Origin of the sequence: Botrimarina sp., assembly GCF_040219535.1 — a bacterium.
Lineage (GTDB): Bacteria > Planctomycetota > Planctomycetia > Pirellulales > Lacipirellulaceae > Botrimarina.
Genome location: NZ_JAVJSH010000024.1, coordinates 41,047 through 65,889, shown reverse-complemented (window position 1 = coordinate 65,889; position 24,843 = coordinate 41,047). Strand labels below are relative to the sequence as shown.

The following is a 24,843-nucleotide window of genomic DNA, read 5'->3' as shown; positions in this document are numbered from 1 at the left end:
CGATCGGCGTCACGCCGTCGACCCGGCTGGTTGCGCGGCGTCGAGCCGCTCAACGACCTCACGGAGGTTCGCAAAGCGTTGCGAAGCGAGGCCCGGGGCTCCGTAGCGGCGGCCCAACTCGTCGAGCATGTCCGACACCTTCCGCTCGTCGAGGCCCAGGTCGATGTCGAAGTCGCCGTCCAGGTCGATCACCTCTCGTGGGTAGCCGGTCTGGTGCATGACAAACTCGATGACCGCGGCCTCCGAGCTGCCCCCACGGGCCGCCGGCGCGCCGGGCGCCGGGACCGGCGCCGGAGCGGGGGGCTGCGGGCTGGCGGCAGAGTTCGTGTCCGGCGTGGCGCCGGTGGCGTTGGCGAGCAGGTAGTCGCGCACGGTGCGGAGCGAGGGGAAGTCGTCCAGGCTCAGGTCGGCCGACGCCTGCACGTCGAAGTACTCGCCCAGCTCGCCGAACAGCTGGGCCTTCTTGATGCTGTCGATGCCCAGGTCGGCCTCGAGGTCCGCGTCGAGGTCGACGATCTCCGGCGGGTAGCCCGTCTGCTCGACCACGAAGTTGATCAAGAACGTCTCGATCTCCTCGCCCGACAAGCCGCCCCCCGAGGGCTGATCCGATGTCGGCGGCGCCGACTGCTGCTGCGCCGAAGCCGGCGGTGAAGCGGGGGCGGTCGAAGACGTCGGGGCCGGCGCGGGCGCCGGCGGCGCCGCGGGCTGACTGGTTGGCGCCGGAGAGTTGGTCGCCGGCGCGGCGCCATTGGCGTTGGCGAGCAGGTAGTCGCGCACGGTGCGGAGCGAGGGGAAGTCGTCGAGGCTCAGGTCGGCCGACGCCTGCACGTCGAAGTACTCGCCCAGCTCGCCGAACAGCTGGGCCTTCTTAATGCTGTCGATGCCCAGGTCGGCCTCGAGGTCCGCGTCGAGGTCGACGATCTCCGGCGGGTAGCCCGTCTGCTCGACCACGAAGTTGATCAAGAACGTCTCGATCTCCTCGCCCGAAAGGCCCGCGCCTGAGGGCGCGTCGGTCGCCGTGGGGGCCGGCTGCTGCGGCGGCGTGGGCGAGTGGGCGGGCGCGGGCGGCGCCGGCGGTGCGGCGGGCGGTTCGGGAGCGACGGGTTGCGCCGTGGGCGGCGTGCCGGCCGAGGCGGCTCGCATCTTCTCGCGGCGGCGGATCGTCGCGTCGAACAGCACCGCGCCGCTGGGCAGCGACTCGGTCTCCCACGTCTGTGTCGGCTGCGCCGTCGCGGGCGGGGTTTGTGGCGTCACAGGGGTTCCTCTTTGCAAGACTACGGTGTAGCAGGCGTTCTCGGTTGTCGCCCCGGAGACAAGCATCCGCAGGCGGCCCGAGGGATCGGTTGTGGAAAGTTGTCGGCGGTCGATCGAGCCGTCGCCCTCGGGCAGGGACTGGTCCTCCAGGGCGAACAACGCGGCCAGGACCGACACGAGTCCCGACCCGCTGCCGAGGTAGCCGAACTGGCCGGTCGCCGAGACGATCGGCAATTGGCTCCCGATCGCATCGCGGAGCGCTTCGGACTCTTCCGCGTCGCGAGCTTCGACGCCGGCGCCAACCGACTCGATCGCCGCCGGCGCCGCCGAGGCTTCGATCGCCCGCAAAGAGCGCTCCGCCGCCGCGCGCACCGCGGCGCCGCGCGTGGCGCTCCGCGCCGCGCCGACCGATTCGACGATGCCGAGCACCCGATCCCCGGCGGACCGGGCGTCGTCCAGGCGTTTGAGCACGAGGGCGACGCATCCCTCGCCGGGCACGATGCCCGCGGCGTGGGGGGCGTGGGGCCTCGCGCGGTCGGCCGACGGCGCGAGGCCGCCGTTCAGCGCGGTGATCTGGTAGCGTTCTGGGACCAGGCCCTGTTCTCCGGCGACGCACAGGATTGTGTCGCAATCGCCAGTCGAGAGCGTGTCGACGGCTGCCTCGAGCGCGGCGAACGCGCCGTGGGTCGAAGCGTCGATCGCCACCCCGCCGCCCATCAAATCGAACGACTTGGTGATCCGCGAGGCGAGCGCGCTGGCCGTGAAGCTGCCCGACTCGTCGACGAGCGCCGGAAAGTAGTCCAGCAGCGCGGCCCCCCACGCCTGGACTAATTCCTCGGCGAGGGCGTCGCCGAGGCCGGCGGCCGCGAGCTCCTCGCGGATCGCCCTGGCGGCCAGGGGCCGGCGGAGCCCCATCAGCAACTGGGTCGCGAAGTCGCCGCCGAACTCGGTCCCGACCAGCACGCCGACCCGCCGGCGGTCGAAGCCGTCGCACCCCGCCACGCCGGCCTGCTCCAGCGCCTGATCGACCGCGTCGAGCATCATGAACTGCAGCGGGCTCGCTTGGGCGAGTTGCTTGGGCGGGATCTTGTGCTTCCGCCAGTCGTACTCCCAACCGGCGACTCGCGCGGCGGCGGGAAGCGGGACCGAGCTTTCGGCGGCAAGGGCCGGGTTGTCGAACAGGCCTGGCCGCCACTTGCCGCGGTGGTTGGGGCCGCCGTCGTAGGGGCCGCACGCGCTGCGGCCGCTCTGGAGCAGCGCGCGGGCCGACGGGCAATCATTCGCGCCGGGGAGCACGGCGCCGGCGCCGATGATCGCGATCGGCACGGGCTTGGCCGGCTGGGGCGCCGCGGCGGGCTGAGACCGCGGGTGGTGGCTCTCGAGGGCGACGCAAACATTCAGCCCGCCGATCCCGAACGCGTTCACCGCGGCCCGGAGCGGTCCGTCGGCGTTGCGTGTCGGCCACGCGATCGGCGTGTCGTTGACGTACAACGGCATCGCCTGCCAGTCGACTTCGCCCGTGAGAGGCCGCGTGCCGTCGTAGGCCGGCGGGACCGTGCGGTGGTGCATCGCCAGGATGGTCTTCAGCAGGCCGGCGGCGCCGGCCACTTCGAGCGTGTGGCCCACGTTGCGCTTCACGCCGCCGACGGGGACCTTCACGCCGGCGGGCAGGCAGTCGCCTAGCACGCGCGAGAGCGATTCCAGCTCGGTCTTGTCGCCGAGGTTCGTCGAGGTCGCGTGGGCTTCGACGTACTGCAGTTCGGCGATCGAGCGGCTGTCGGGCAGCGCGCGGCGGATCGCCTCGATCTGTCCCTCGCCGCGGGGCGCCCACAGGCTGCGGCCGCGGCCGTCGCTCGACACGCCGACGCCGGTCAGCACGGCCAGCACGCGATCGCCGGCCGCTTCGGCGGCGTGCAGCGTTTTGAGCACGAACGCCACGTACCCTTCGCCCACGACCAGCCCATCGGCGCCCTCGGTGAACGGGTGGGAGCCGACCGCCGAGAGCGACTGCGCCGCCGAGAAAAGCACCAGGGTGTCGCTGTTGAAGCAGGAAGCGCCGCCGACGACCGCCGTGTCGATCCGCCCGAGCGACAGCGCCTTCACGCCGTGGGCCAGCGCCTGAAGCGACGACGCGCAGGCCGAGTTGAAGACCATGGCCGGGCCGTCGAGGCCGAACTTCTCGGCCACCAGGCGGGCGGCGAGGTTCGGCTCGAGCCGGGGGTTGTTAGCGGCCGTGCGCTGGGGCAACGACGACCGGAGCCGCTCGACGGTCGAATCGACGACGCGCTGCTGGGTCTCGGCCGGCAGCGCGGCGAAGCCGTCGACGCGGCGCAGCAGGTCGATCGCCTGCACGCAGTGCAGGCGGTACGAGTACCGCCCGGCGACGCCGCTGCCGGTCGCGTGGCCGACGTACACGCCGGTCCGCCCCGCCGGCCCACCGGGCAGCCCCGCGTCGGCCAGCGCCTCGGCCGCGACACGGCAGAAGGCCACGTGGGCCGCGTCGTAGGAGGCGATCTCCCTGGCCGAGAACATCCCGTCGGGCGTGAGGTCCTGCGTGTAGTCGACCAGGGCGGCCACGTCCGCGTAGGTCTTGCCGGCGACCCCCTTCCTCGGGTCGTAATAGAGCCCGCGGTCAAGGCGGTCCGGCGGCACGGGTCCGATCGCCGAGCCGCCGGCGAGCAACAGCCGCCAGAACTCGTCGGTGTCGCGCGCGCCGGGCAGCCGGCAGGCCATGCCCACCACGGCGATCGGCGATTGCTGGGTGGCCGTCATGCGGTTGACATGGTAGAGGAAGGCTCGCCGGCGAGCGCGGGTCCGAGCGCCGCGAGCGCCTCGGCGGCCCGGCGGCGGCTGGGTTCGTCGGCCCCCTCGAGGTGGACTCGGCCCGTGCGTGCGGCGTCGCCGAGCGTCAGCGACCCGTCGAGCAGGGCCGCCGCGGAGTCGATGGGGAGGTAAATCGCCGCGTCCGCCGCGTGCGACAGGCCGTCCTCGCAAGCGATCAAACGGCCCCCGGTTTCCCAGAGCGTCCACTCGCCGCCGCCGAGACCGGCCACCGAGAGCCCGATCGGCGCGCCGCGCGACGGGTCGTCGCCGCCGCTGAAGCGTCCGCATAGCAGCGCATGGAAGTCGACCGGGGCGCGGAGGGGCTTTGGCAAGGGCCAGCCGAAGCCGTTCTCGAGCGCGTAGTTCGCCATCCGCATCAGCGCCGCGTAGCCGACGATCGGGCACGGCAGATCGGGGACCGCCCGCTGGGTGTTCGTGGAGTCGAACTCGGGGTCGTCCCGCCAGTACGAACGGTAGACCTCCATCTGCTCGCGGAACACGCCCAGGTCGGGCGGCGCGGCGGGCGGGGCCGGGCCCCCGCGGGCCTCGCGGCGGCGGACGAGCGCGTCTTCGATCACACGGAGGGTGGTCTGCACGGTGACCCGGCGGCGGGGCGTCAGGTGGTAGGTCTGGCCGTGGGCGCCGGGGTCTCCCAGCAAGCGGGTCATCACCGCCGAGACCCAGTCGACCGGCACGTAGTTCTTCTGTTCGTGCCCCTTGAGGCCGAGCGCGGCCATGATCGGCGTGCCGTCGATCGGCCCGTCGCCGAAGCTGTCGACCAGGGCGCTGGCGACCTTCAGCGGCGTGAAGAAGCCGTGGTAGCTCGACGTGTAGCCCGTGCGCGAGTCGCCGACGATGATCGCCGGGCGGTAGAAGGTCGGCTGCCGCAGGAAGCCCGCGCCGCGGACCATCTCTTCGGCGGACACCTTCGACCGCTCGTAGTCGTTGCCCCACTCCTGGCCGACCCGCAGCTCCGACTCGCGGCAAACGCCCGTGCGGAGCCCGCAGACGTAGGCGGTCGACACGTGGTGGAACCGCGCGACGCCGACCTCCTCGCAGAGCGCGAGCGCGCGCCGAGTGCCGTCGACATTGGAGCGCTCGGGCTCGCCGGTCTCTGGCGTGTGGTAGAAGCTCAGGCTCGCCGCGTTGTGCAAGAACTGGTCGCAGTGGCGCCGCACCCAGTGCTTGGCGTCGGCGCCGAGGCCGAGGCCCTCGGCGTCGAGGTCCCCCTCGAGCACGACCGGGCGGGGCAGCCGCTCATCGAGTTCGGCTTCGAAGCGCGCGAGCAGGCTGTCGATCCGCTGGCGCGCGGACTCGACGCGCGAGGGCCTGGCGATGACCGCGAAGCGGCGGCCCGCCAGCAAGCCGTCGCGCAGCAGGTACGCGCCGAGCAAGCCGGTCCCGCCGGTCATCAAGGTGTAAGGCATGTCGGGTGTTCCCCGCTGTGGGCCGTCGACCCGGTCAAGCCGCGCGGATGCCGGCGCCGCCATCGATGGTGATGGTCTCGCCCTGCACGAGGTCACTCATCGGGCTCGCCAAGAACAAGACCACGTTGGCCACGTCGTCCGCCTGCAAGACCCGGTCGCCCACCTGCGTGTAGTTGACCGACTCGGCGAACAGCTTCTCGGCGTTGGGGAAGCGGCGGGTCGAGTCGGTCTCGACCAGCCCCGCGCGGACGACGTTCACGTTCACGTTGCGGTCGCCGACCTCGAGCGTCAGGTGCCGGACGAGGCTCTCGAGCGCCGCCTTCGACGCGCCCACCAGCCCGTACCAAGGCATGGCCAAGATCGATCCGTGGCTCGAGATGGTGATGACCTTGCCGCGGTGCGGGTTGGCCTCCAGCAGCGGCATCGCGGCCTGCACGGTGTAGAGCAGGGCGAGCACGTTGGTGTGGAACGCGGCGTCGAAGTTGGCCGCGCCGGCCGACAGCACGGGCCGGAAGCCGCCCGAGGCCGCGTTGCTGACCAGCACGTCCAGCCGGCCGACCTCGCTGGTGATGTAGTCGACCATGCACTGCACGTCGTCCTGCTCGCTGACGTCGGCCTTCACGACCCAGCAGCGGCGGCCCATGCCGGTGACCGCGGCCGCGGTGTCGGCCGCGGCGCTCTTGGAACTCACGTAGTTGATCACCACGTCGGCGCCCGACTCGGCGAGGCGCAACGCGCACGCGCGGCCGATGCCACGGGATCCGCCGGTCACCAGGGCGACACGGCCCGTCAGGTCGATCGTTGTCATGGGCTGGTTCTCTCAGGAGTGGTCGCTCGGGGCCGTTTTGCCCACCGATTCGGCTCGCGCGCCGATGGTTTGTACGCGGTAGCCGTCGGCGGCGTAGACCAAGCGGCCGTCGGCGCCGGAGCAAACGATGTCGAAGGCCGCTTCGTCGTCGCCGAGCGGCTTGGGGCGGATGTACACGCGGCAGTTCTCGCCGGGCCGGGGGAAGTCGCCGAGGCGCAGGCGGTCGAAGCTCTTGGGCAACGCGACCCCGCCGCCGGTGGCGAACCAGACCGCGATGCCGCAAAGGTAGAGCCCCGCGTCGAGCACCGCCGGGTGGAGCCGCCAGCCCTCGGCCGGGCGCCCGCCGCCGACCTCGGCGATCGGCGACGCGACCACCTCGCCCCATCCCTCGCCAGTTTCCGTGTCGAACGCGCACCGCCGCAGCCGCTGGAAGGTCGGCCCGTGGTACATGGCGCCGCCGGGGTCGGGGTACCAGACGTCGTGCCACTCGGACTGGCACTCCGGCGAGTCGGCCTCGGCCGGAGTGAAACCGTCGGCCAGTTCCACGATCCCCGAAGCGTGCAGCCGCGACGCCTCGACGACGCGGCCGTCGCGGTTGCGGAAGTCGGCGACCAGCCGGCACAGCGCGTGGTCGCCGGACAGTTCCGCTTCCACCCGCGCGGCGTGCGGCGTGTCGCTGTGCAGACGCAGGCCCGAGGCCAGGTTCAGGTCGTGGATCGCCGCCGGCACGCGCCCGCCGGAAACGACGGCGGCGGTCTCCGCCAGCAGCTCGGCGACGATCGCGGCGGGGAGCAGCGGCCGGTCGCGGAAGCGGTGGTCGATGAGGAACGGGTCCTGCGCCGGCCGCAGGGTGGTCTCGGCGACCGACGCTTGGCGGTCGGTGCTGTCCGCTTGGAGTCGGTCGATCAACGGCGCGGCGGGTGAGCCGGCGGGGCTGCCGGCGCCGGGCGCCCGCGCCGGAGGGTCGAGCATCAGCTCCCGCGGGTGGTACAGCGTGACGTACTTCGCGTTGGTCACGACCACCTCGTTCTCCCGCGCGCCGGCGTCGAGCTCGCGGAGCAGGAACTCGACCCCGTCGGCGGGAGAGAGCAACTCGAGCTTGAGGATCTTCGCGGTGCCCATCCCTTCGGGGCGCATGATCATGCCGACGTCGCTCCAGCCGTGCCAGTGAAAGCCGACCGCCCGAACGCCCGGTCGCTGCCGGCGGAGCCGGCCCATGAGCTTGCAGAGCATCTCGGCGCCCGCGCAGTAGAACGACGCGCTGTTGGATCCGAACCGGCCGCTGATCGAGCCGAAGCCGATCGCGTGCTCCAGCGGGTCGTCGCGCAGTTGGCGGAGCAGCTCGACGGCCGCGTCGAACTTGATAGCGACCGTCCGCCGCGCGCTGTCGACCGACGACTCGAGCATGTCGCGCACGTTCGACGGCACGCCCTGGATGCCCGCGCCGTGGACGAGCCCGTTGATCGGCCCGCTCTGCCGCCGGACGCCCGCCAGGGTCTCGGCCACGCGCGCGGGGTCGGTCACGTCGCACTGGTGGTAAGTGACGCGGACGCCCTCTTCCCGCATCCGCCGGAGGTTGCGGTCGATCTCGAAGTCGCGGCGCCAGGGCCCCCAAGCCTCCTCGGGTTTCACGCCGTCGCGGATGGCTTCTCGCACGACGCTCCGTTTGAACGGGGCGAGTTGCTCGTCGGTGAGGTAGCGGATCGACTCGTCGATCTGGGGTAGCGGCCGCGTGCCAAGCAGGTGCAGGTCGAGGCCGTAGCGCTTGCCCAGCCCACGCACGACCTCGGCGGTGATGCCGCGGGCGCCGCCGGTCACGACCCACACGCCGCCGCGGCGGGGCCCGGCGCCCGACGGGCCGGAGGCGGGCTCCACGAGCAACCGCGGCAGCCGGCGGCGGCCGTGCTCGTAGGCGGCCTCGACCTCATCGCAGGGGCCGGTGGCCTCCGCGATGACGGCCTCGGCGAGCGCCTCGGGGGGCACGTCCGCCGGGGCGTCGACGACCTTTACCCGGAGCCTATCGCGCTGTGCGCCGCCGTGCTCGGAGTGGACCGCCTTGAGCACGCCGGCGAGGCCGGCGCCTTCGATGGCGTCGGCCCCGCTGTTGAAGCCGAAGTCGCCGCCCAGCGACGTGACCCCGACGACCACGCTCTGGGAAAGCACGCCTTCAGTGCTCGCGCGCTTCAGCCAAGCGCTGAGCAGCCGGTAGGGCCCGATGAGGCCGATCTCGGACCGCTCGCGCCAAACCCCGGTGTCGTCGACGCGGCGGGCGGCCTCGTCGCGCGGCGAGAGCAAGAACACGTGGGTCGGCGGCCGCCCGCGGAACGCGCGGTCGACGATCCGCTCGGCCTGGGCGTTGTCTTGCGTGCCGTCGAGGCGGCGGTGGTGGGCGACGCTCACCCCCGCACGACGGAGCCGCTTGGCGAGCGCGTCGGCGTCGGGGTTGTCGCCGACAACCAGCGCCCTGCCGGTGATCCGGGCCGGGTCGCCCGGGTTGGCGGGGCCGTCGACCAGCCGGAGCGCCATGCGGCGGATCGCGGCGTCGGCGGCGGTTTCTCCTCCGCCGTCGCCGTCGCGGTCTGCGGCGTGGTCCGAAGCGGTGTCCACAGCGGCGTGCGTAGCGCTGCCGGGCGCGGGCTGGGCGGGGCGTGCGGGCCGCGGAGCGTCGGCGGGCTGCGCTTCGGGCGTGCGGTCGACGTAGAAGATGTTGTAAACGTCGCGACCGATGAGGAGCGTCTCGACCGAGCGGTCGCCGGCGGTGAGCTCGTCGAGGGCGTGGCGCACGCCGTCGGCCGGCGAGATCGACGACAGCTTGCCGAGCACCGAGTTGCCCGCCGACTCGGGCCGAGCGGCCATGCCGACCTCGGCCCAGGGGCCCCAGTCGAAGCACGTGACCGCGCACCCGGGGCGATCGCGTTGCAGCCGCGCGAGGAGCTTCGCGAGCAGCTCGTTGGCCATCGCGTAGTCGGCCTGGCCGGGGCAGCCGACGCGTCCGGTCACCGACCCAAAGCCGATGAAGTGCGTCAGCGGGTCGTCGCGCGTGAGCTCGATCAGCGAAGCGGCCGCGGCCGCTTTCACCGCGATCGTTCGTGCGACGACCGCCGGGTCCTTGGTCTCCAGCCGCGTCGAGACCTCCACGCCCGCGCCATGCAGCACGCCGGTGATCGGCCCGCTGCGGGCGCGGATCTCGTCGAGGGTCTTACGCAGCGCGTCGTGGTGGCTCACGTCGCAGGCGTGGTAGGTCGACTCGATCCCGGCGAGCTCTAGCTGGCGGAGCGACTCGGCGAACTCGATCGCGCGCGACGCGCTGCGCCACGCGGCGTGGGGCGACTCGCCGGCCGACTTGGCGCGTTGCATGACCTGTTTGGCGAGCGCTTTGGTCTGCGACGGATCGAGGCCGAGCCACTCCGGCGGGCAGTCGGGCGCGGGGCTGCTGCCGATCAGGCACAGCCGCAGGCCGTAGCGCTCAGCGATCTCTCGCGCGACCAGCGCGGTGATGCCCCGCGCGCCGCCGGTGACGACCCACGTTCCCCGCGGCGCCTGCCGTGATGCGGCGGGCGAAGCCGCGACCGCCACGGGGCGGACGACGAAGCGTCGCTCGCCCGCGTAGCCGACTTCCAGTTCGTACGGCGCGGGGCGCTGGGCCTCGGCGAGCAGCAGCTCGGCGACGCGCTCGGGCGGTTGCTCGCCGGAGAAGTCGACGAGCGTCGTTTGGAACGCGAAGTCGGTCGGCACGCCGGCCTCGTGGACGAGCGCCTTGCCGAGCGCGGCGATCGCCGCGCCCTCGACGCTCGGCGCCTGGCCGCTGAAGCCGAAATCGCCGCCCAGGCGCGTCGCGGCCAGGACTCGGCCCTTGGCGAGCAGGTCGGCTTGTTTGATCCGCTGCAGCCACCGCCCGGCGATAGCGAGGGGCGCCTCCATGCCGGCGGGCTGGCGTTCGGCCCAGCCGGTTCGCCCGTCGCCGACGACGGCCCGGTCGTCCATCGCGGTCATCAGGCAGAGCGTGGTCGGCGGGCTGTCGCCGATCAGGCGGTCGAGCTCCGCCAACGCCGGTTCGACCGCTTGGTAGTTCTCCAGCCGGAGGGGCTCTCCGCCTAGTCGCTGGATGTGCTGGCAGAGGGCCGCCGCGACGGGATTGTCGCCGACGACCAGGTAACGGCCTTCCAGCCGCTCGAGTGGCTGCTGAGGTTCGAGTGGCTTCTCGAGCACGTGGGGCAGGAAGCGTTCGCAGCTCCGGCCGGGTTCGGCTGTGGCCCGGCAACGCCGGCGGAAGTCGTTGGCGTCGATCGTGCGGAAGCGGCTCGGGTCGACCTGGCCCGGCTGCGTCGGCCGCTGGGCGCGCTGGCGCATGTGGGGGGGCGGCTTGGCGGCGTCGCGGACCGGGAGCGAATGCTCGATGGCCGCCAACACCGACGCCGCGCCCCGCCCCGCGTCGAGCCGCTCGCAGTAAGCGAGCAGCGCTTCCTCGGCCACTCCCGCCCCCGCGGCGATGGCCCGCACCGCGGTGGTTTGCTTGTCCGAGAGCGTGCCGATCGGCGGCGAGTCGCCGCGGCGCGCGACGAACCGACGCAGCCGCTGGCGGATCGCGTCGCGGCGCTGGCGGCCCCATGCCTGGAGGCTGCCGTCGACGGGGGCCGCAGTCGGTGGGGCGTGAGTGGTCGCCGCTGGATCGTCGAGGCGATAGCCGTTCGCCTCCAAGCACGCCCGGACCGCGAGCAGCTGCGCGACGCCCTCCTGCCGCGGCTGGTCCGCGGCGATCGCGATGGCGCGTTGGGCCCGGGGGCGCCTGGCGTGCAGACCGGTCAGCACGTTGCGGGGGCCGCACTCGACCAACGCGGTCACGCCGTCGTCGAGCAGGCGCGACACGAGCTCGACGTAGCGCACCTGCTCGGTGAGCTGCGCCACGAGGTTCTCTGTCACCTCGCTCGGGCTCTGCACGTACTCGCCCGACACGCTGCTCAGCAGCGGGACGGTGGGCGCCGACGTGGCGATGCCCGCCAAGCCCTCGGCCAACGGCGCCCGGACGTCGGCCAGCAGCGGCGTGTGGAACGGCCGGTTGACCGCCAGTCGTTTGGTCGCGATCCCTTCGTCCCGGAGCAGCCGCTCCGCTAACTCGACGCCGCGGGGCGTGCCGCCGATGACGGTTTGGTCAGGCGCGTTCGCGTTGGCGACGAACGCCTGCCCGTCGGTCCGGTCGCACACACGCTGGGCGACGCCCGCGTCGGCCGCCGCGGAGAGCATCCCGCCCGCGATGTGGGAGCACGCGCAGATGGCGTCGCAGCGGGCCTTGGTCGCCCGCGCCGCCTCGCGGAACGTCCACGCGCCGGCGGCGTACAGAGCGGCGAACTCGCCGAAGCTGTGCCCGGCCACACGGTCGGGGCGCACGCCGATCGCTGCCAGGCTCCGCAGCACGATCGTGTCCGCTACCAGCAGCGAGAGCTGCGTCCGGAACACGTCGACGCCGAGCTGCTCGGCGCCCTCGATCGAGAGGTCGGACCAGCACGGGTAACCGAGCTCGGCGAGTGTCGAGTCGAGTTCTTCGACGATCCGTTGCGCCGGCTCGAAGCCTTGCACCAGTGAGCCGAGCATGCCGCCGTGCTGCGAGCCTTGCCCCGGGAAGAGGAAGGCGATCTGAGCGGGCTGGGCCGTCGGCGGCGCGTAGAAGACGCCTTTTCGCGCCAGGGGGTCGGCTGGCGCCGCCGCGTCGCTCGACGCGAACAGTTGGAGCTTGTCCGCCAGCTCGGCGGGCGAAGCGGCCACGACCGCCAGGCGATGCCCGCGCGTCGGCTCACCCCACGCGCTGTGGCTTTCGTAGGCGGCCGACGGATCCGCGGCGGCCGAGTTCGCCAGCCCGACCAGCGCGTCGCGGCTCGGTGCTTCGAGCCGCACGATCCGCCACGGGAGGCTGGCCTCGCGCCATGCGAGCGACGGGCGTCCCGTCGACGAGGCTGGCTCCTCGGACGACGCGACCCGCTGGCCCCGCTCCACCACCAAGTGGTAAGCCGAGCCGCACGAGTCCCAAGCCGACACGCCGGCCAGCAGGGGCGCCCCCGGCTGCGGCTCGGGCAACCGCGCGGGCTGACGGAGCGCGGCGAGCCGCTCGTCGATCGGCTCGGCGAGGCCCGGCTGGGCCAGCGCGGTCTTCTCGTCGAGCTGCGTGATCGCCCGCAGCAGCGAAGCGGCGCCCGACGCGCCGCCGAGCGAGCCGAACTGAGTCGACGCCACGCCGAGCCGGGGCCCGCGGCCGTAGGCGGCCTCGGTAGCGGCGAGCTCCTCGCGGACGACGTGTTGCGGCGCCGCGGAGAGTTCGACCAGCGCGACGCCGTCGCTCTTGACCTGCGTGCCCCGCCACGCGCGCCGGATCGCTTGGTCGAACGCGTCGCGCGGAGCGGCGGCGAACCCGGCGCCGACGCCGTGGATCACCGCGCGGATCGGATCGCCGTCGCGCTGCGCGTCGGCCAGGCGCTTCATGACCAGGACCGCGGCCCCTTCGCCGGGCGCCTGGCCGCTGCAGCGACGGTCGAGCGTCGAGGCGAGGGCGTGGGGGGCCGGGTCGTCGGGAGCCATGCCGCCGGGGGCGAGCGGTTCAGGAGCCAGGTCGCCGGTCTCGCGGATCCGCTGGTAGGTCGTCGGGCCCATAGCGCGGCTGCCGATCGCGCACAGGACCATCGAGCAAGACCGCTCACGCAGCGCGTTCGCTGCTTGGGCGACCGCCGCGAGGGCGACCGTGTCGCCGCTGTCGATCGTGGTGGCGCCACCGCCCAGGTCGAGGGTTTTGGTCAGGCGGCTGCAAAGCGAGCTGGGCGTGAAGCTGCCGGTGTCGTCGAGCAAAGCAGGCATCCGCTCCAGCACGGCCGCTACGAACGCGTCGAGCGCGGCTTCGCCTTCGGCGTCGGCGAGCAGGCCGCGCTCGTTGAGAACGCCGCGCAACTCCCGCCGCAGGTGGGGCAGGCGGAAGCCGACGCTCAGTTGCGAAGAGAAATCCGATTCGAACCGGGCCCCGACCACCACGCCCGTGTTCGCCCGATCGAGCCGGTCGTCGGTGTAGCCGGCGTGGGCGAGCGCGGCGTCGCAGCAATCCAGGAGCATGAACTGCAGCGGGTTGGCCGTGGCGAGGGCCTTCGGTGCGATACGCCGCTTGCGCCAGTCGTACTCGAATCCCTCGACGTAGCCGCCGCGCACCGCGCGGAGCGACCCATCGCCGGCGCCCGCTCGCAAGCGAGCCTCGGGCGTGGGGCCGGTGGCGTCGGCCCCGATAGCCATCAGGTCGGCCAGCGCGCTCCAGGTTCTGGCGCCCGGCGCGAGGGCGCCGATGCCGACGACGGCGACCGGCTCGTGAGCCGGCTCCGGCGGCGGTGCGGCCGTGCGCCGCGGCTGGGGCTCGTACTCGGTCAAGACGACGTGCGCGTTCAACCCGCCGATGCCGAACGCGTTGACCGCCGCCGTCAGGGGCCGCCCCTCGGGGTCTTCCGGGAGCGGCGTGTTCTCGGTCGGCACGCGCAGCCCCGCGGCGCGCCAATCGACGTGCCGGTTGAGCGGCTCGCACGCGATCTGCATCGGCGCGGTGCGGTGCTCGAGCACCAGCGCCGCCTTGACCAGTCCGGCCAGTCCCGCCGGTTCGAGCACGTGCCCGATGTTCGCCTTGACGCTGCCCAGCAGCAGCGGCCCGCGCGACCGGTCTCGCCCGCCGAACGCGGCGGCGATCGCTTCGAGTTCGGTCTGGTCGCCTCGTGCGGTGGACGTCGCGTGGGCTTCTAGGTAGGCGACCCGATTGCGGTCCACGCCCCCCCGATAGGCCCGGTCCATCGCCAGGACCTGCCCTTCCATGCGGGGCGCCCACAGGCTCTTGCCTCGGCCATCGGACGAGACGCCGATCCCGCTAACAACACAGCGGATCGGGTCGCCGTCCGCCAGGGCGCGGTCGAGCGTCTTGACGAGGATTGCCACGTAGCCCTCGGCCGAGACAAGGCCGTCGGCGTCGTCGCAGAAGGGCCGGCTCTGGCCCGACTCGGACCCGGCTTGAGCCGATGAAAAGATCAGCAACCCGTCGGACGAGCAGAACGACGCGCCGCCGACGACCGCCATGTCGATCGCCCCCAGGCGCAGGTCGGCCGCCGCCAGGGCGAGCGCCTTGAGCGACGAGCTGCAGGCGGCGTCGAGCACCATCGACGGCCCCGTCAGGCCGAGCGACTCCGAGACCGCGTTGGCCGTCGCGTGGAACGCCACGCCCAGCGTGGCGCCGGCTCGGATACGCGGCCGGCCGCGGCGAACCCGCCCGGCCAACTCGGCCACGACGGCGTTTGTCTCGGCGCCCAGGCGGCTCGTGATCGCCGGGACGTCGTGCACGCAATCGGCGGCCACGTCGGCGAGCGACGAGAACGCGATCTCGGTCGCCAACCGACCCGAGGCGTTGTTGCCCAGGTAGACGCCCGTGTTGCGCGGCGTCAGGGCAAACGGGTCGAGCCCCGCGTGGCGACAAGCCTCCGCGGCGACTTGGCACATCGCCAAGTGCCCGACGTCCACGTGCGGCATCAACCGCGCGGGGAAGTTGCACCGCGACGGGTCGAACGCCGGGTAGTCGACGGTCCCGGCCGTGTCGATGTAGGTCTTGCCGAGCTGGTTCTTACGCGGGTCGAAATAGAGGTCGCGGTCGAGTCGATCCGGACCCAGCTTCCCGATCGCGCACCGCCCTTCGACCAGCAGCCTCCAGTACGCTTCCAAGCCGTCCGCCCCCGGCAGCCGGCAGGCCATGCCGATCACTGCAAGAGGCTGTTGGGAAACCGAACCGGTATCCATAGAGGTCAGGCAGAATAGCTTGGAGGACGCTCTTCGCCGGCTTGGCTCAGCGACCGAACGCGGCCGCTTGGACGGCTGCCCGGCGCCGCTTCAACCAAGCCGAACGGGGGGGCGCCAGCATGCGAGAAAGGGAAATCTAGACAGATAGGGGCGAGTGGTATAGCGTGCCTGGGCGAATTGCGGAGAAAAGGCTGACTTTTCCAACAGCGGTTTTAAAGGTGACAAGCAGCGAACCGAGCGAGGCGGGGTTCCGCGCCGAAGTCCGCCTCGTCGATGGCGGCGAGGTCGCGATCGGCCGCTACGCCCTGCCCGCCGCCGCACAGCTCGGCCCGCTCGTCGACCAATGGCTGAGCCCCGAGGAAGCGAGCGTGCTCGGGCGCCTCCGCAGCCCGGTCGCGGCCCGGGCGTGGCTCGGCGGCCGTGTCGCGATCAAACAAGCGCTGGTTTGGTGCGGGCGAGTCGACGTCGCGGATGCCCATCGGGTCTCGATACGCTCGAGGACGAGCGGCGGAAAGCGCGACCGCCCTACGGCGTGGCTCGACGCGACGCCGCTCGAGGCGTCGCTGTCGCTCACGCACGATGAGCAAATGGCGATCGCCGCGATCGGCGCCGGGTCGGCCACCGTCGGAGTCGACACGGTCCGGATCGCCGACGCGACCGCCTCGGTCGAAGCCGCCTGGTTCACGCCGGCCGAAAAGCGGTTGTGCTCGGGCCGTCGGACGCGACGGGCCATCGTCTGGGCCGTGAAAGAGGCCGCTTACAAAGCGATTCAACGCGGAGAACCCTTCCGGCCTCTGCGGCTGGAGGCTTCGCTCGAAGCCCACGGTCATTGGCGCTGCGCCTGCGATACCGGAGAACGGATGCCCGTCGACGTTTGGCGACCCGGCCCGGGCCGAGTCGCTGCGTTGGCGAGGGCCCGCCCGGCCGACGCGGCGGCCCCTCGGCCCCGTGAAACGCTACTCGCCGCAGGCGATCGATGAACCGACGCGCCGCGAGCCCCCTGCCCTTGCCGTTGACTCCGTTCGAAGCCTACATGGTGCGGGACGACCGGCCGGGCTACCCGATGGTGTTCCCGTTTGGGTTTCGTTTCCGTGGCGAGATCCAGCGCGCGGCGCTCCAAGCGGCTTGGTCCGACACCGTGGCCGAGGAGCCGCTGCTCTCGGCTCGTGTCGAACGGCGGCACAGCGGCTGGCGGTGGGTCGAAGCAAACGAGCCCCCGCCGCTCCAGTGGCGCGACCTCCCAGAAGCCCCGCCCGATGGCCGAGGGCGCGTGCCTGTCCAGCCGATCGACCTGCGGACGGGCCCGGCGGCGCGGCTCGTGGTCGAAGCGGCCCCGGGCGGCGCGACCGTCATCGGCTACTTCCACCACGCAGCGGCCGACGGCCTCGGCGCGAAGCGCGTGCTCTGCGACCTGTTCGCGCGGTACGGGCAAATCACCGGCGACCCCGAGGGCCTGCAAACGCCGCCGCCCGACCCGGCCAAGCTGGCCCGGAGGGCCGACGTGCGTGTCGCTCCGCCCGAGCCGGTGTCGTCGCTTCAGGTGGCGAAGACTCTCGGCGCCGAGACTTACAAGTGGCTCGCGCGACGCCCGCAGCCGCTCGCGTCGGCACGCGCGATCGAGCCGGGCGGGACGAGCGTGACGCTGTGGCGCCGGCTTCCCGAGGGGGTGCTCCCTGCGTTGAGGGGTCGGGCGGCCGACCTCGGCGTGACCGTCAACGACTTGCTCTTGCGCGACCTGCTCCGGCTGCTCGCCGAGCGGATCTCTGCGAGTGGCGCCGGCCCGGGCAGTTGGCTGCGGGTGCTGGTTCCGACCGACCTGCGGCGGCGATGGCACGCCGGCTGCCCGGCGGCCAACATCTTTGGGTACGCGTTCCTCACACGCAGCCTCTCGCAATGCGGCCCGAGCAGACACGCACTGCTGGGGGACGGATCGCTGGAGGACGGATTGCTGACGGGAATTTCCGAAGAGATGCGTACGGTCAAGTACTGGTCGCTCGGCACGATCTTCCTCGATGCTCTGAAGCTATTCCACGCGGTCCCCGGCCTCTTGGCGGCGACCGCGTCGCCACGCTTGTGCCACGCGACCAGCGTGCTGTCGAACGTGGGGGCGTTGCACGTGGGAGTGCGGCAGGCTCGCTTCCGCCGCGACCGGACGATCCGCGTCGGGGGACTCGTCTTGCAAGACGTGTTCGCGGCGCCGCCGGTGCGTCCCGGCACGGCGGCGAGCTTCTTAGTCGCCTTGCACGCGGGCGGCTTCAATCTCTGCATGGGCTTCGACCCGAACGCGCTCGCCGACGACGAGGCGAACGGGCTGCTCGACGCCTACGCGGAGCGCCTCCGCGCGACGGCGGGCTCGGGCGCCGCCGCCCACCGGGCGATCGCCTGACCGCCTCTCGTTTGTCCCTCATCAGCCGCGGGTGATGCCGGAAACTCCCCCAAAAGCCGCCGACGCGCCCGACCCCGGCATCGCGCTTGGCCGCGTGCGGTGGCTGCTCCGCCGTCGGTGGCTGATCGTCGCGTTGCTGCTGGTGAGCCTGCCGCCGGCGATCTACGGGGCGGCCGGCGCGTGGTCGAGCATCCGCAACGACGTCAACGACTGGCTCCCGGAGCACCTGCCGGCGACCCAGAGCCTGATGCGGTTTGTGCGGCTGTTCGGCAGCGACGAGCTGCTGATGATCAGCTGGGACGGGGCGTCGCTGGACGACCCGCGCCTGGCCGAATTCCGGCGGGAGCTGCTCCGGCCGGAGCCCTCGGCGGAGGGACCCGCGCCGCTGTTCCGCAGCGTGCTGACCGGCGCCGAGATGCTCGCTTTCTACCAGTCGGCGCCGCTGTCGATGGACCGCCCCGCGGCGCTCGACCGGATGCGCCGCTGGATCCTCGCGCCGGACTCGGAAGAAACGTGCCTGGTCGCGTTCGTTTCGCGGCGCGGGGTCGAGGACCGCGAGGCCGCGGTCGACCTGGTCTACGACACGGCCGACCGGGTCGACGGATTGTCGCGCGCCGACCTGATCGTCGCCGGGCCGACCATCGACAGCGTGGCGATCGACCGGGCCAGCCGGCGGAATCTGGGTGCGTTGAACCTGGCATCGTTCGGGGTCTGCCTGTTGATCCTCGTGCTTTGTCAGCGTCACTGGCGCGTCGCGGGGCTGGTCTTCTCGGTGGCGCTCTTCAACGAGCTGGTGTCGATGGCGATGATCTACTTCATCGGCGGCCACCTCGACTCCGTGCTGCTGCTCGCGGCGAACCTGACGTTCGTGTTGTCGATCTCGGTCGGCGTGCACCTGGTGAACTACTACCGCGACGCGCTCCGCACCCACCCCGTCGCCGACGCGCCCGCCTGGGCGTTGAGCGTTGCGCTCAAGCCGACGGTGCTGGCGACGCTAACCACGGCGATCGGGCTCGCGTCGCTCCAGATCAGCGAGACGCGTCCCATCTCGCGATTCGGGTTCTTCGGCGCGTTGTCGGTCGTCGTCGCGGCGACGAGCACCATGATCCTCGTCGCCGCGCACTTCGCGATCTGGCCCCTCAAGGCCGACCAGGCCCGCCCGCAGCACGGCCGCGGGGTCGAGTCGATCGTCGCCGCGCTGCACAAGGGGAGGTGGGCCATCTTGCTAGCGACGCTCGTCGGGCTTCTCGCCGGCGGCGTCGGCGTGCAGCGGCTGAAGACCTCGGTGGGGCTGCACGAGCTGATCGCCGCGGACGACCGGGTCGTGCTCGACTACGAGCGGCTCGAAGAGAAGATCGGCCCGCTCACGCCGCTCGAGGTGGTGCTCGTCACGCCCAGCGTCGACGCGCGGGGGATGCTCGAGCAGTTCCGCGCGGTCGCCGCCGTGCACGACGCGCTTTCCGGGCTCGACCCCGGGTTCGCCGTGATCAGCACACGCACCTTCTCGCCCCCTCCCCCGCCCCCGAGCGGCGGGTTGCTGCAGGCGGCGAAGTCGGCGGTTTTTCGCCGAACGTTGCTCGAGAACCAGGACCGCCTGGCCGAGCTCGGCTTCCTGCTGGTCACCCCGGAACACCACTACTGGCGGGTCACGGTTCGGTGCCCCGCGACACGCAGCCTCGACTTCGGACCGATCATCCAAAGCGTGGAGTCGACCGTCGAATCAGTCGTTGCTGAGCACGCCGATGCAGCGGTGTCCGAGGTCTTGGTCGGCGGCGGCGTGCCCCTTGTTCACCAGACCCAGCAGCAGATGCTCCGCGACCTGATCGACAGCTTCGGCTTGGCCTTCGGGCTGGTCGGCGTGACGCTGATGGGCATCTTCCGCAGCTTCGCGTGCGGGTTGATCGGGATGATCCCAAACCTTCTGCCGTGTGCGCTGGCCTTCGGCGGGATGGGGTTCTTGGGGATACCGGTGGAGCTCGGAACGATCCTCACCGCGAGCGCTGCGCTGGGCATCGCCGTGGACGACACGATGCACTTCGTCACCTGGTTCCGACACGCCGGCACGGCCGGCGGGGGCGCCGCGGCGGCCGATATCGCCGAAGCCTACCGCCGCTGCGCGCCGGCGATGGTCCAAACCACCCTCGTGACGGGGCTGGGGCTGCTCGTGTTCTACTTCAGCGGGTTTTTGCCGATCTCGAAGTTCGGCCTCTGCATGTTCTCGCTGCTCGCGCTGGCCCTGATGGCCGACTTGGTTGTCTTGCCCGCTATCCTGTTGACCCCCCTGGGCCGGGCGTTCTCCCGCCCCCCTGACCGAGTCGACGAACGACGCGTTACCGACCCATGATCCGAACCTCAGCAATAGCCCTGGCGTGCCTCGCGTCGGCGGCCGCGCACGGCGAGTCTCCCGGCGACTGGCGTCTGGTGTCCGGCGCACGGGTGACCGACGTGCGCGCCGCTTTGGCCGCCTACCGAGCTGACGAGCCATCGGCGCCAGACTTGGCCGAGCAGTTCGGCGTGGACGCCCAAACGCTCGGCCGTTTAGCCAATGGCCGCGCCGAACGGCTCGAATTCGTTGGGCCGGCGGGCCAATCGGCCGGCGTGATGCGTGTGGCCCTGAGCGGCGACGGGCCTGCCAACCAGTTGCTCCAAGCAGAGGGACCGATCGTTCCCCTGCCCGGTCGCGCCGACCGCTTCGGCATGCGGCGCGACGGCTGGCTGTACCTCGGCGCCCATCGCGAACCGATAGCCGCGGCCGCGAGGGTCGAAGCAATCGGAATCTCGGAATGCTTGTCGCGCGCCCTCCCGCCCATCGAGCAGGAGACCGACGGCTGGTCGACGGCCTTCTGGGCCGACCTGTGGACGGGCCTGGAGAGGCTCGCCGCAGGGCCGACCGCTAGCGAGCGGCAACGCGAAGCCCTCGCCCACGCTCTGCGACACGGGCTCACTTCGATCGAAGCGGTTGCCGGCGCGGCCCGCTTCCCCGAGGGCGACCTAGCGACCGGGTCGGCGTTCGTGCTCGCCCCCAAGCCGCGCCCGCACTCGCTCGCCCTCCTCACGACCTCACCAACCGACGACCTGGCCGCGCCCGCTTGGCTCGCCGGAGCGGCTGAAGAGATCGTCTTGCTGCACGCCGACGTGCCGGCCGCGTTCCGCCGCATGGACCGGGTGTTCGACGACCTGCTGGCCGAAGGGATCGACGGCACCTACCGCGAACTCCTCACCGACTTGGCCGACGAGCAGGGATTGGGCGTCGATCTGGAGTCGGACCTGTACCCGCTGCTCGGCCCGAGGGTGTTCATCGCCCGGGGGCCCTACACGACCGACGCCCAGGGCCGCTCGCAAGCGCCGGCCCTGTTCGTGTTCCAGACCGACCACGCCGACGACGTCGCGCAAGTTTTCCGGCGGCTGATGGCGCCCGACGAGGGGGTGACGTTCCTCGAATGGCCCGGCCGGGGCGAGGGGTGGCGCGTCGACTCCGACGAGGGGCCGCAGCCCTGCCTGGCCACGGTCGACGGCTTCGCGGTGTACGCGACCGACGTCGGTTTGCTCGACAGCGCAATCGACGAGCCCTCTCGGGAGAAACGCGAGCGCTACGAGCAACTGAACTTGCGGCTCCGAGGCCTTGCCGGGCGCCACCGCCCGTCGATCGCGGTCGTGCGGCTCGCCAAGGCGTCGGACCTGGCGGGATCCGCACGCGCGGCGCAGCGGCACGCCGCCGAGGCCTTCTTCGAGGGCCCGGCGTTGCTCGAGGGCTACCGCCATGAGGGGCCGCTCGCGCTGCTCCAATCAATCACCAACTCGATCGCCGACCCGATTATCTTGGGGTTCGAAGCGACCGACGGATGGGAATTTCGCGCCGCAGGGACCCTCGATGCCGACCCCACGACGAGCAACTAGAGCCGCCGCGCTGTGGTCGCTGCTGCTGACTTCCGCGCTATCAGCCCCAGCCTTCGGCCATCCGATCCCGACCGGAGCGGAGGTCGCGCAGCAGGACTTCACCCCGGCGACCGATGAGGCGGTTGAACGGTCGATCACCGAGCTCCGGCAAGCGATGCGGCGCGTCGCCGACGTGACGGGGGGCGAGACCGCCCGCGGCGCGGCGTGGCGGACCTACTTGGAATGGGACCACCTGGACGACCGGCTCTCCCCGGCCGGCTTGGGCGAGCCGCACCTGTGGTTGCGCGCGTTGCGGATCGCTTCGGGCCCCGGGCCGGGGTTCGACTCGAAGGAGTTTGCCGCTTACCGCGACGCGCTGCGGCGCCTTGCTGCGCTGGCGCGGGTCCGGTCCGCTAGCGACCCGCATTCCGCTCACGCCGAAACGCTCGCGCGGCTCTCTGCCGCGCTGGGCGACGCGGAGAGCGTCGCGGACCACCGCCGCGTGCGACGCGCGGTGGCGGAACTAGCGGGGACCGGCCAGGCCGCCACCCTCCGTCAGCAATTGCAAGCGGCCTATGCGGATTCCAACCTGATCGTTGTCGTTCCCAGAGAGGCCCTCTCGAGCCTCAGCCGGACCACCGTAGAGACCCATCCCGTGCGGATGACGGTCGACGGCGCCGACGTGCGCGGCGTGGCGACGACCACGGTCCGCGCGACGCTCGACGCGCCGCCCAGCGCAAGCGGCGTGCGCCTCGCCGTGAGCCTGCAAGGGGTGAGCCGGTCGAGGACCACCGCTTACCGTGACGGCGTCGCCACGCAGAACGCCGGCGTGTTTCGGTACGGCTCCAGCGCAGCCGTGCTGCTCGACGCGAACGGGCTGACGGTCTCGCCCCTCACAACGTCGGGCCAACTCGACAGCCAACTGCTCCGCGTGTGCTCATCGCGGCGAGGCCTCCGGGCCCTGTTCCAGCGCCGAATCGCGCGGCGGCGCCAACCGATCGCCCGCTACGACGCCCAGCGACAGTCGATCGCCCAAGCCGACGCGGCGGGCGAGGCCTGGCTCCACCAGACGCTCCAGCAGGCGCGGGAACGGGTCTCGGCCGAGGTCCTCCGGCCCCTCCGCGCGCGCGACGTCGAGTTGGCTGTCAACGAGTGCCGCACGACGCCAACGCTCGTGCGACTCGGGTGCAGGGTCGCCGCGCCCGGTCGCTTGGCGGTGAACGGAACCCTCGGGGCGCGAGCGATTGGCGATCTCCCCACGCTGCACGTGCACGAGTCGGCGTTGACCAGCGTCGTCGCGCCGGCGTTCGTCGGCCGCGTCGCCCCGCTTCGGGTGGCGCTTAAAGAGCTGTTCGGCGGCGCCGGCGCAAGCGCCGAGCCGGGCGGGGCGCCGCGCGAGGTCGTCGCGACCTTCGATCCGGACAACCCGGTAGAGATCCAGATCGACGACGACACGCTCGCCGTCGTGCTGCGTTTGGATCGCATCGAGATGAGCGGATCGCGGTACGCGGGCATGGAATTACGGCTGGGGTACACAATCAGCGACAGCCCCAGCGGAGTCGGGCTGCGCGCGGCGCCACCCGAGGTGCTGGCGGCCGAGCGGGCCGACGGGACCCGGCCCCGCCTGGGCATCCGCGATTTCGCGCTGCGGCGGGTGCTCACCAACACCGCCGAGCGTGATCAGCCGCCGTCGATCGACGCGCAGGAGCTGCTCGACCGCCTGTGGCCCGACGCGGGCCTGTCGGTCGCGGCCCTCCGCGCGGGCGCGGGGTGGCTCGGCGTGGCGGTCGAGGCCGAGTCGCTGGGCGCCCCCGGCGCCTAGCCGCCGCCGTGCGGCCGCTCAGTTAGAACTCGGTGAGACAACGAGCCGCTCGATCGACCCGGTGTGACCCAGGTCGGGCGAAGCGCCGGCCACGGCGAGCAGGTTGCCCCGGCCGTCGGGGGTCAGCTGGTGGAAGAACCGCCGGGTGGCGAACTCGGCGACCTCGCTCCAAGACTGACGGTCCTCGCCGAGCCGGTAGAGCACGCCCCCCATGCCGCCCGCGTAGAGCGTCGCGTCGAGGTTCCACGCGGAGAGCCCGAAGCCGTGGAACGCCTGGCCGGGGAACGCGGGCCCCTCGGACCACGAGGAGGTGGCCGGGTCGTAGAAGTAGACCTGCTTGGAGAGGTCGCCGTCGTCCGTCATGCCACAGAGCACGGCCACACGCCCGTCGACGTGGCTGAGCGCCAGCGCGCGGCGCTTGAAGGGCGACTCCGGGAGCTCGCGCCACTGGCCCTCGCTGCCGCCGAGGTCGTACGCCAGCGCCGACCCCAGCCACTCGCCGTCGCTCGCGCCCGACAAGGTCCAGCCGCCGACGACATAGAGCGTGTCCCCGACCACGACGGCGTTGTGCGAGGACCGCGGGCTGGGGAGGCCCGGTAGGCCCGACCACTGCCTGGTCTGTGGGTCGTACACGGCGAACTCTTCGACCGAGTAGAGCGCTTCCTCCTCGCCCGCGGCGTTGCGGGCGTGGAGGCCACCGACGCGGTAGACCTTCCCGTTGTGGGCGACCAGCGGCAGCCCCTGCAGGGGCGTCGCCATGGGGAGTTCCTCCCAGCCGCCGGTCCCGTCGACGCGGATGCGGCGGAAGTGGTTCGACAGGTTGTCGCGCGAGTGGTCGTGGGCCTGGCCGATGTGGCCGCCGTAGACATACAGCCAGCCGTCGAGCACCACCGCGCCGAAGCTGGCGACCGCCTCCGGCACGGGGGGAAGGGCCGACACGGCTCGGGCTGCCTCTGGATCGTAGTTGAACGTGGCGGTGAGCACGCTCGTCGACGACGTGTACCGGGCGCCGTCGTACTCGCCCGAAGCGGACGGGTCGACGCGCATCGTGGTCAGGCCGTTGAGCCCGTCGTGAACCGCGGCCATCGGGAACCGGGCGACGCCCTCTTCGTCGGTGGTCGCCGTGACGCCCTCGCCGCCGGCCTCGCCCGTGAGCATCACTTCTTGGTCGCTCAGGCCGGCGCCGTCCATCAGCACGCGGACGGCGAGCTTTTCGCCCTCGACGCGGAGCGTCGCCGCGAGCCCGGTCTGGCCCTGGGGCTCGGCGGGCCACGCCTCGGGGTTCTCGGCTGGGAAATGCTGGGCGGAGTACACGAGCTTGGTCCCGTTGTAGAGCCCGTAGGTGATGGCCGCACGGAGCACGCCGCGTGGCTCGATCGCCTCGTCGGCCTCGAGTCCGACGAAGCCGTCCGTTTCGAGTGGCTCCATCGCGACCCGCTTGGCCGGCGCGTCGATCGCGTCCTGCCACACCTGGGCGGCGGCGATCGCCTCGGGCAGGTGGTAGTCGCGGTCGGCAAGGCCCTCGCCGAAGTGCAGCCGGGGCGTGGCGTCGTCGGTCACGTAGAGCCACGGCGCGTGGGCCCACGCGTGCGCGGACGCCGCGAGCGCGATGACGGTCAATAAGCAACGGGACATTCGGATACCTTCGCTG

The 24,843-nt window shown here is 72.2% G+C and carries 10 protein-coding genes; 5 read left to right on the top strand and 5 right to left on the bottom strand.

The window, feature by feature from the left end:
• Nucleotides 1–9: 9 nt before the first annotated feature.
• From RIC11_RS14175 to RIC11_RS14160, 4 genes are read right to left on the bottom strand one after another with little or no spacing between them, the layout of a single operon-like run.
• Nucleotides 10–4,026: a beta-ketoacyl synthase N-terminal-like domain-containing protein gene (locus RIC11_RS14175; protein WP_350212395.1), complete on the bottom strand. Its 4,017-nt coding sequence runs from the start codon at nucleotides 4,024–4,026 to the stop codon at nucleotides 10–12.
• Nucleotides 4,023–5,504, bottom strand: coding sequence for an SDR family oxidoreductase (locus RIC11_RS14170; protein WP_350212393.1), 1,482 nt, complete (start codon nucleotides 5,502–5,504; stop codon nucleotides 4,023–4,025). Before RIC11_RS14170 ends, RIC11_RS14175 begins: the two co-directional genes overlap by 4 nt.
• A gap of 34 nt (nucleotides 5,505–5,538) precedes the next feature.
• Nucleotides 5,539–6,312 carry an SDR family oxidoreductase gene (locus RIC11_RS14165; RefSeq protein WP_350212391.1) on the bottom strand — a complete coding sequence of 258 codons (774 nt, stop codon included), beginning with the start codon at nucleotides 6,310–6,312 and terminating at the stop codon, nucleotides 5,539–5,541.
• Nucleotides 6,313–6,324: 12 nt separating this feature from the next.
• Complete coding sequence (locus tag RIC11_RS14160) at nucleotides 6,325–15,072, bottom strand: SDR family NAD(P)-dependent oxidoreductase (RefSeq protein WP_350212389.1); 8,748 nt, start codon at nucleotides 15,070–15,072, stop codon at nucleotides 6,325–6,327.
• Between the two features lie 254 nt (nucleotides 15,073–15,326).
• On the opposite strand from RIC11_RS14160, the gene RIC11_RS14155 reads away from it, so the two are divergent.
• The 5 genes from RIC11_RS14155 to RIC11_RS14135 are packed head-to-tail and all read left to right on the top strand — an operon-like array spanning nucleotide 15,327 to nucleotide 23,192.
• Nucleotides 15,327–16,088 (top strand): 4'-phosphopantetheinyl transferase superfamily protein, encoded by a 762-nt coding sequence (locus RIC11_RS14155; protein WP_350212386.1) that lies wholly within the window; start codon nucleotides 15,327–15,329, stop codon nucleotides 16,086–16,088.
• Nucleotides 16,085–17,494, top strand: a complete 1,410-nt coding sequence (locus RIC11_RS14150) for a hypothetical protein (protein ID WP_350212384.1) — start codon at nucleotides 16,085–16,087, stop codon at nucleotides 17,492–17,494. The genes RIC11_RS14155 and RIC11_RS14150 overlap by 4 nt, the downstream gene beginning before the upstream one ends.
• A 34-nt stretch (nucleotides 17,495–17,528) precedes the next feature.
• The gene (locus tag RIC11_RS14145) at nucleotides 17,529–19,838 is read left to right on the top strand and encodes an efflux RND transporter permease subunit (protein ID WP_350212382.1); all 2,310 of its coding nucleotides are present in this window, start codon (nucleotides 17,529–17,531) and stop codon (nucleotides 19,836–19,838) included.
• The gene (locus RIC11_RS14140) at nucleotides 19,835–21,391 is read left to right on the top strand and encodes a hypothetical protein (RefSeq protein ID WP_350212380.1); all 1,557 of its coding nucleotides are present in this window, start codon (nucleotides 19,835–19,837) and stop codon (nucleotides 21,389–21,391) included. Before RIC11_RS14145 ends, RIC11_RS14140 begins: the two co-directional genes overlap by 4 nt.
• On the top strand, nucleotides 21,366–23,192 hold the full coding sequence (locus RIC11_RS14135; RefSeq protein ID WP_350212378.1) for a hypothetical protein: 1,827 nt from the start codon (nucleotides 21,366–21,368) through the stop codon (nucleotides 23,190–23,192). The genes RIC11_RS14140 and RIC11_RS14135 overlap by 26 nt, the downstream gene beginning before the upstream one ends.
• Nucleotides 23,193–23,210: 18 nt before the next feature.
• Here RIC11_RS14135 and RIC11_RS14130 read toward each other — a convergent pair whose 3' ends face one another.
• Nucleotides 23,211–24,827: a DUF1668 domain-containing protein gene (locus RIC11_RS14130; protein ID WP_350212376.1), complete on the bottom strand. Its 1,617-nt coding sequence runs from the start codon at nucleotides 24,825–24,827 to the stop codon at nucleotides 23,211–23,213.
• Nucleotides 24,828–24,843 lie beyond the last annotated feature (16 nt).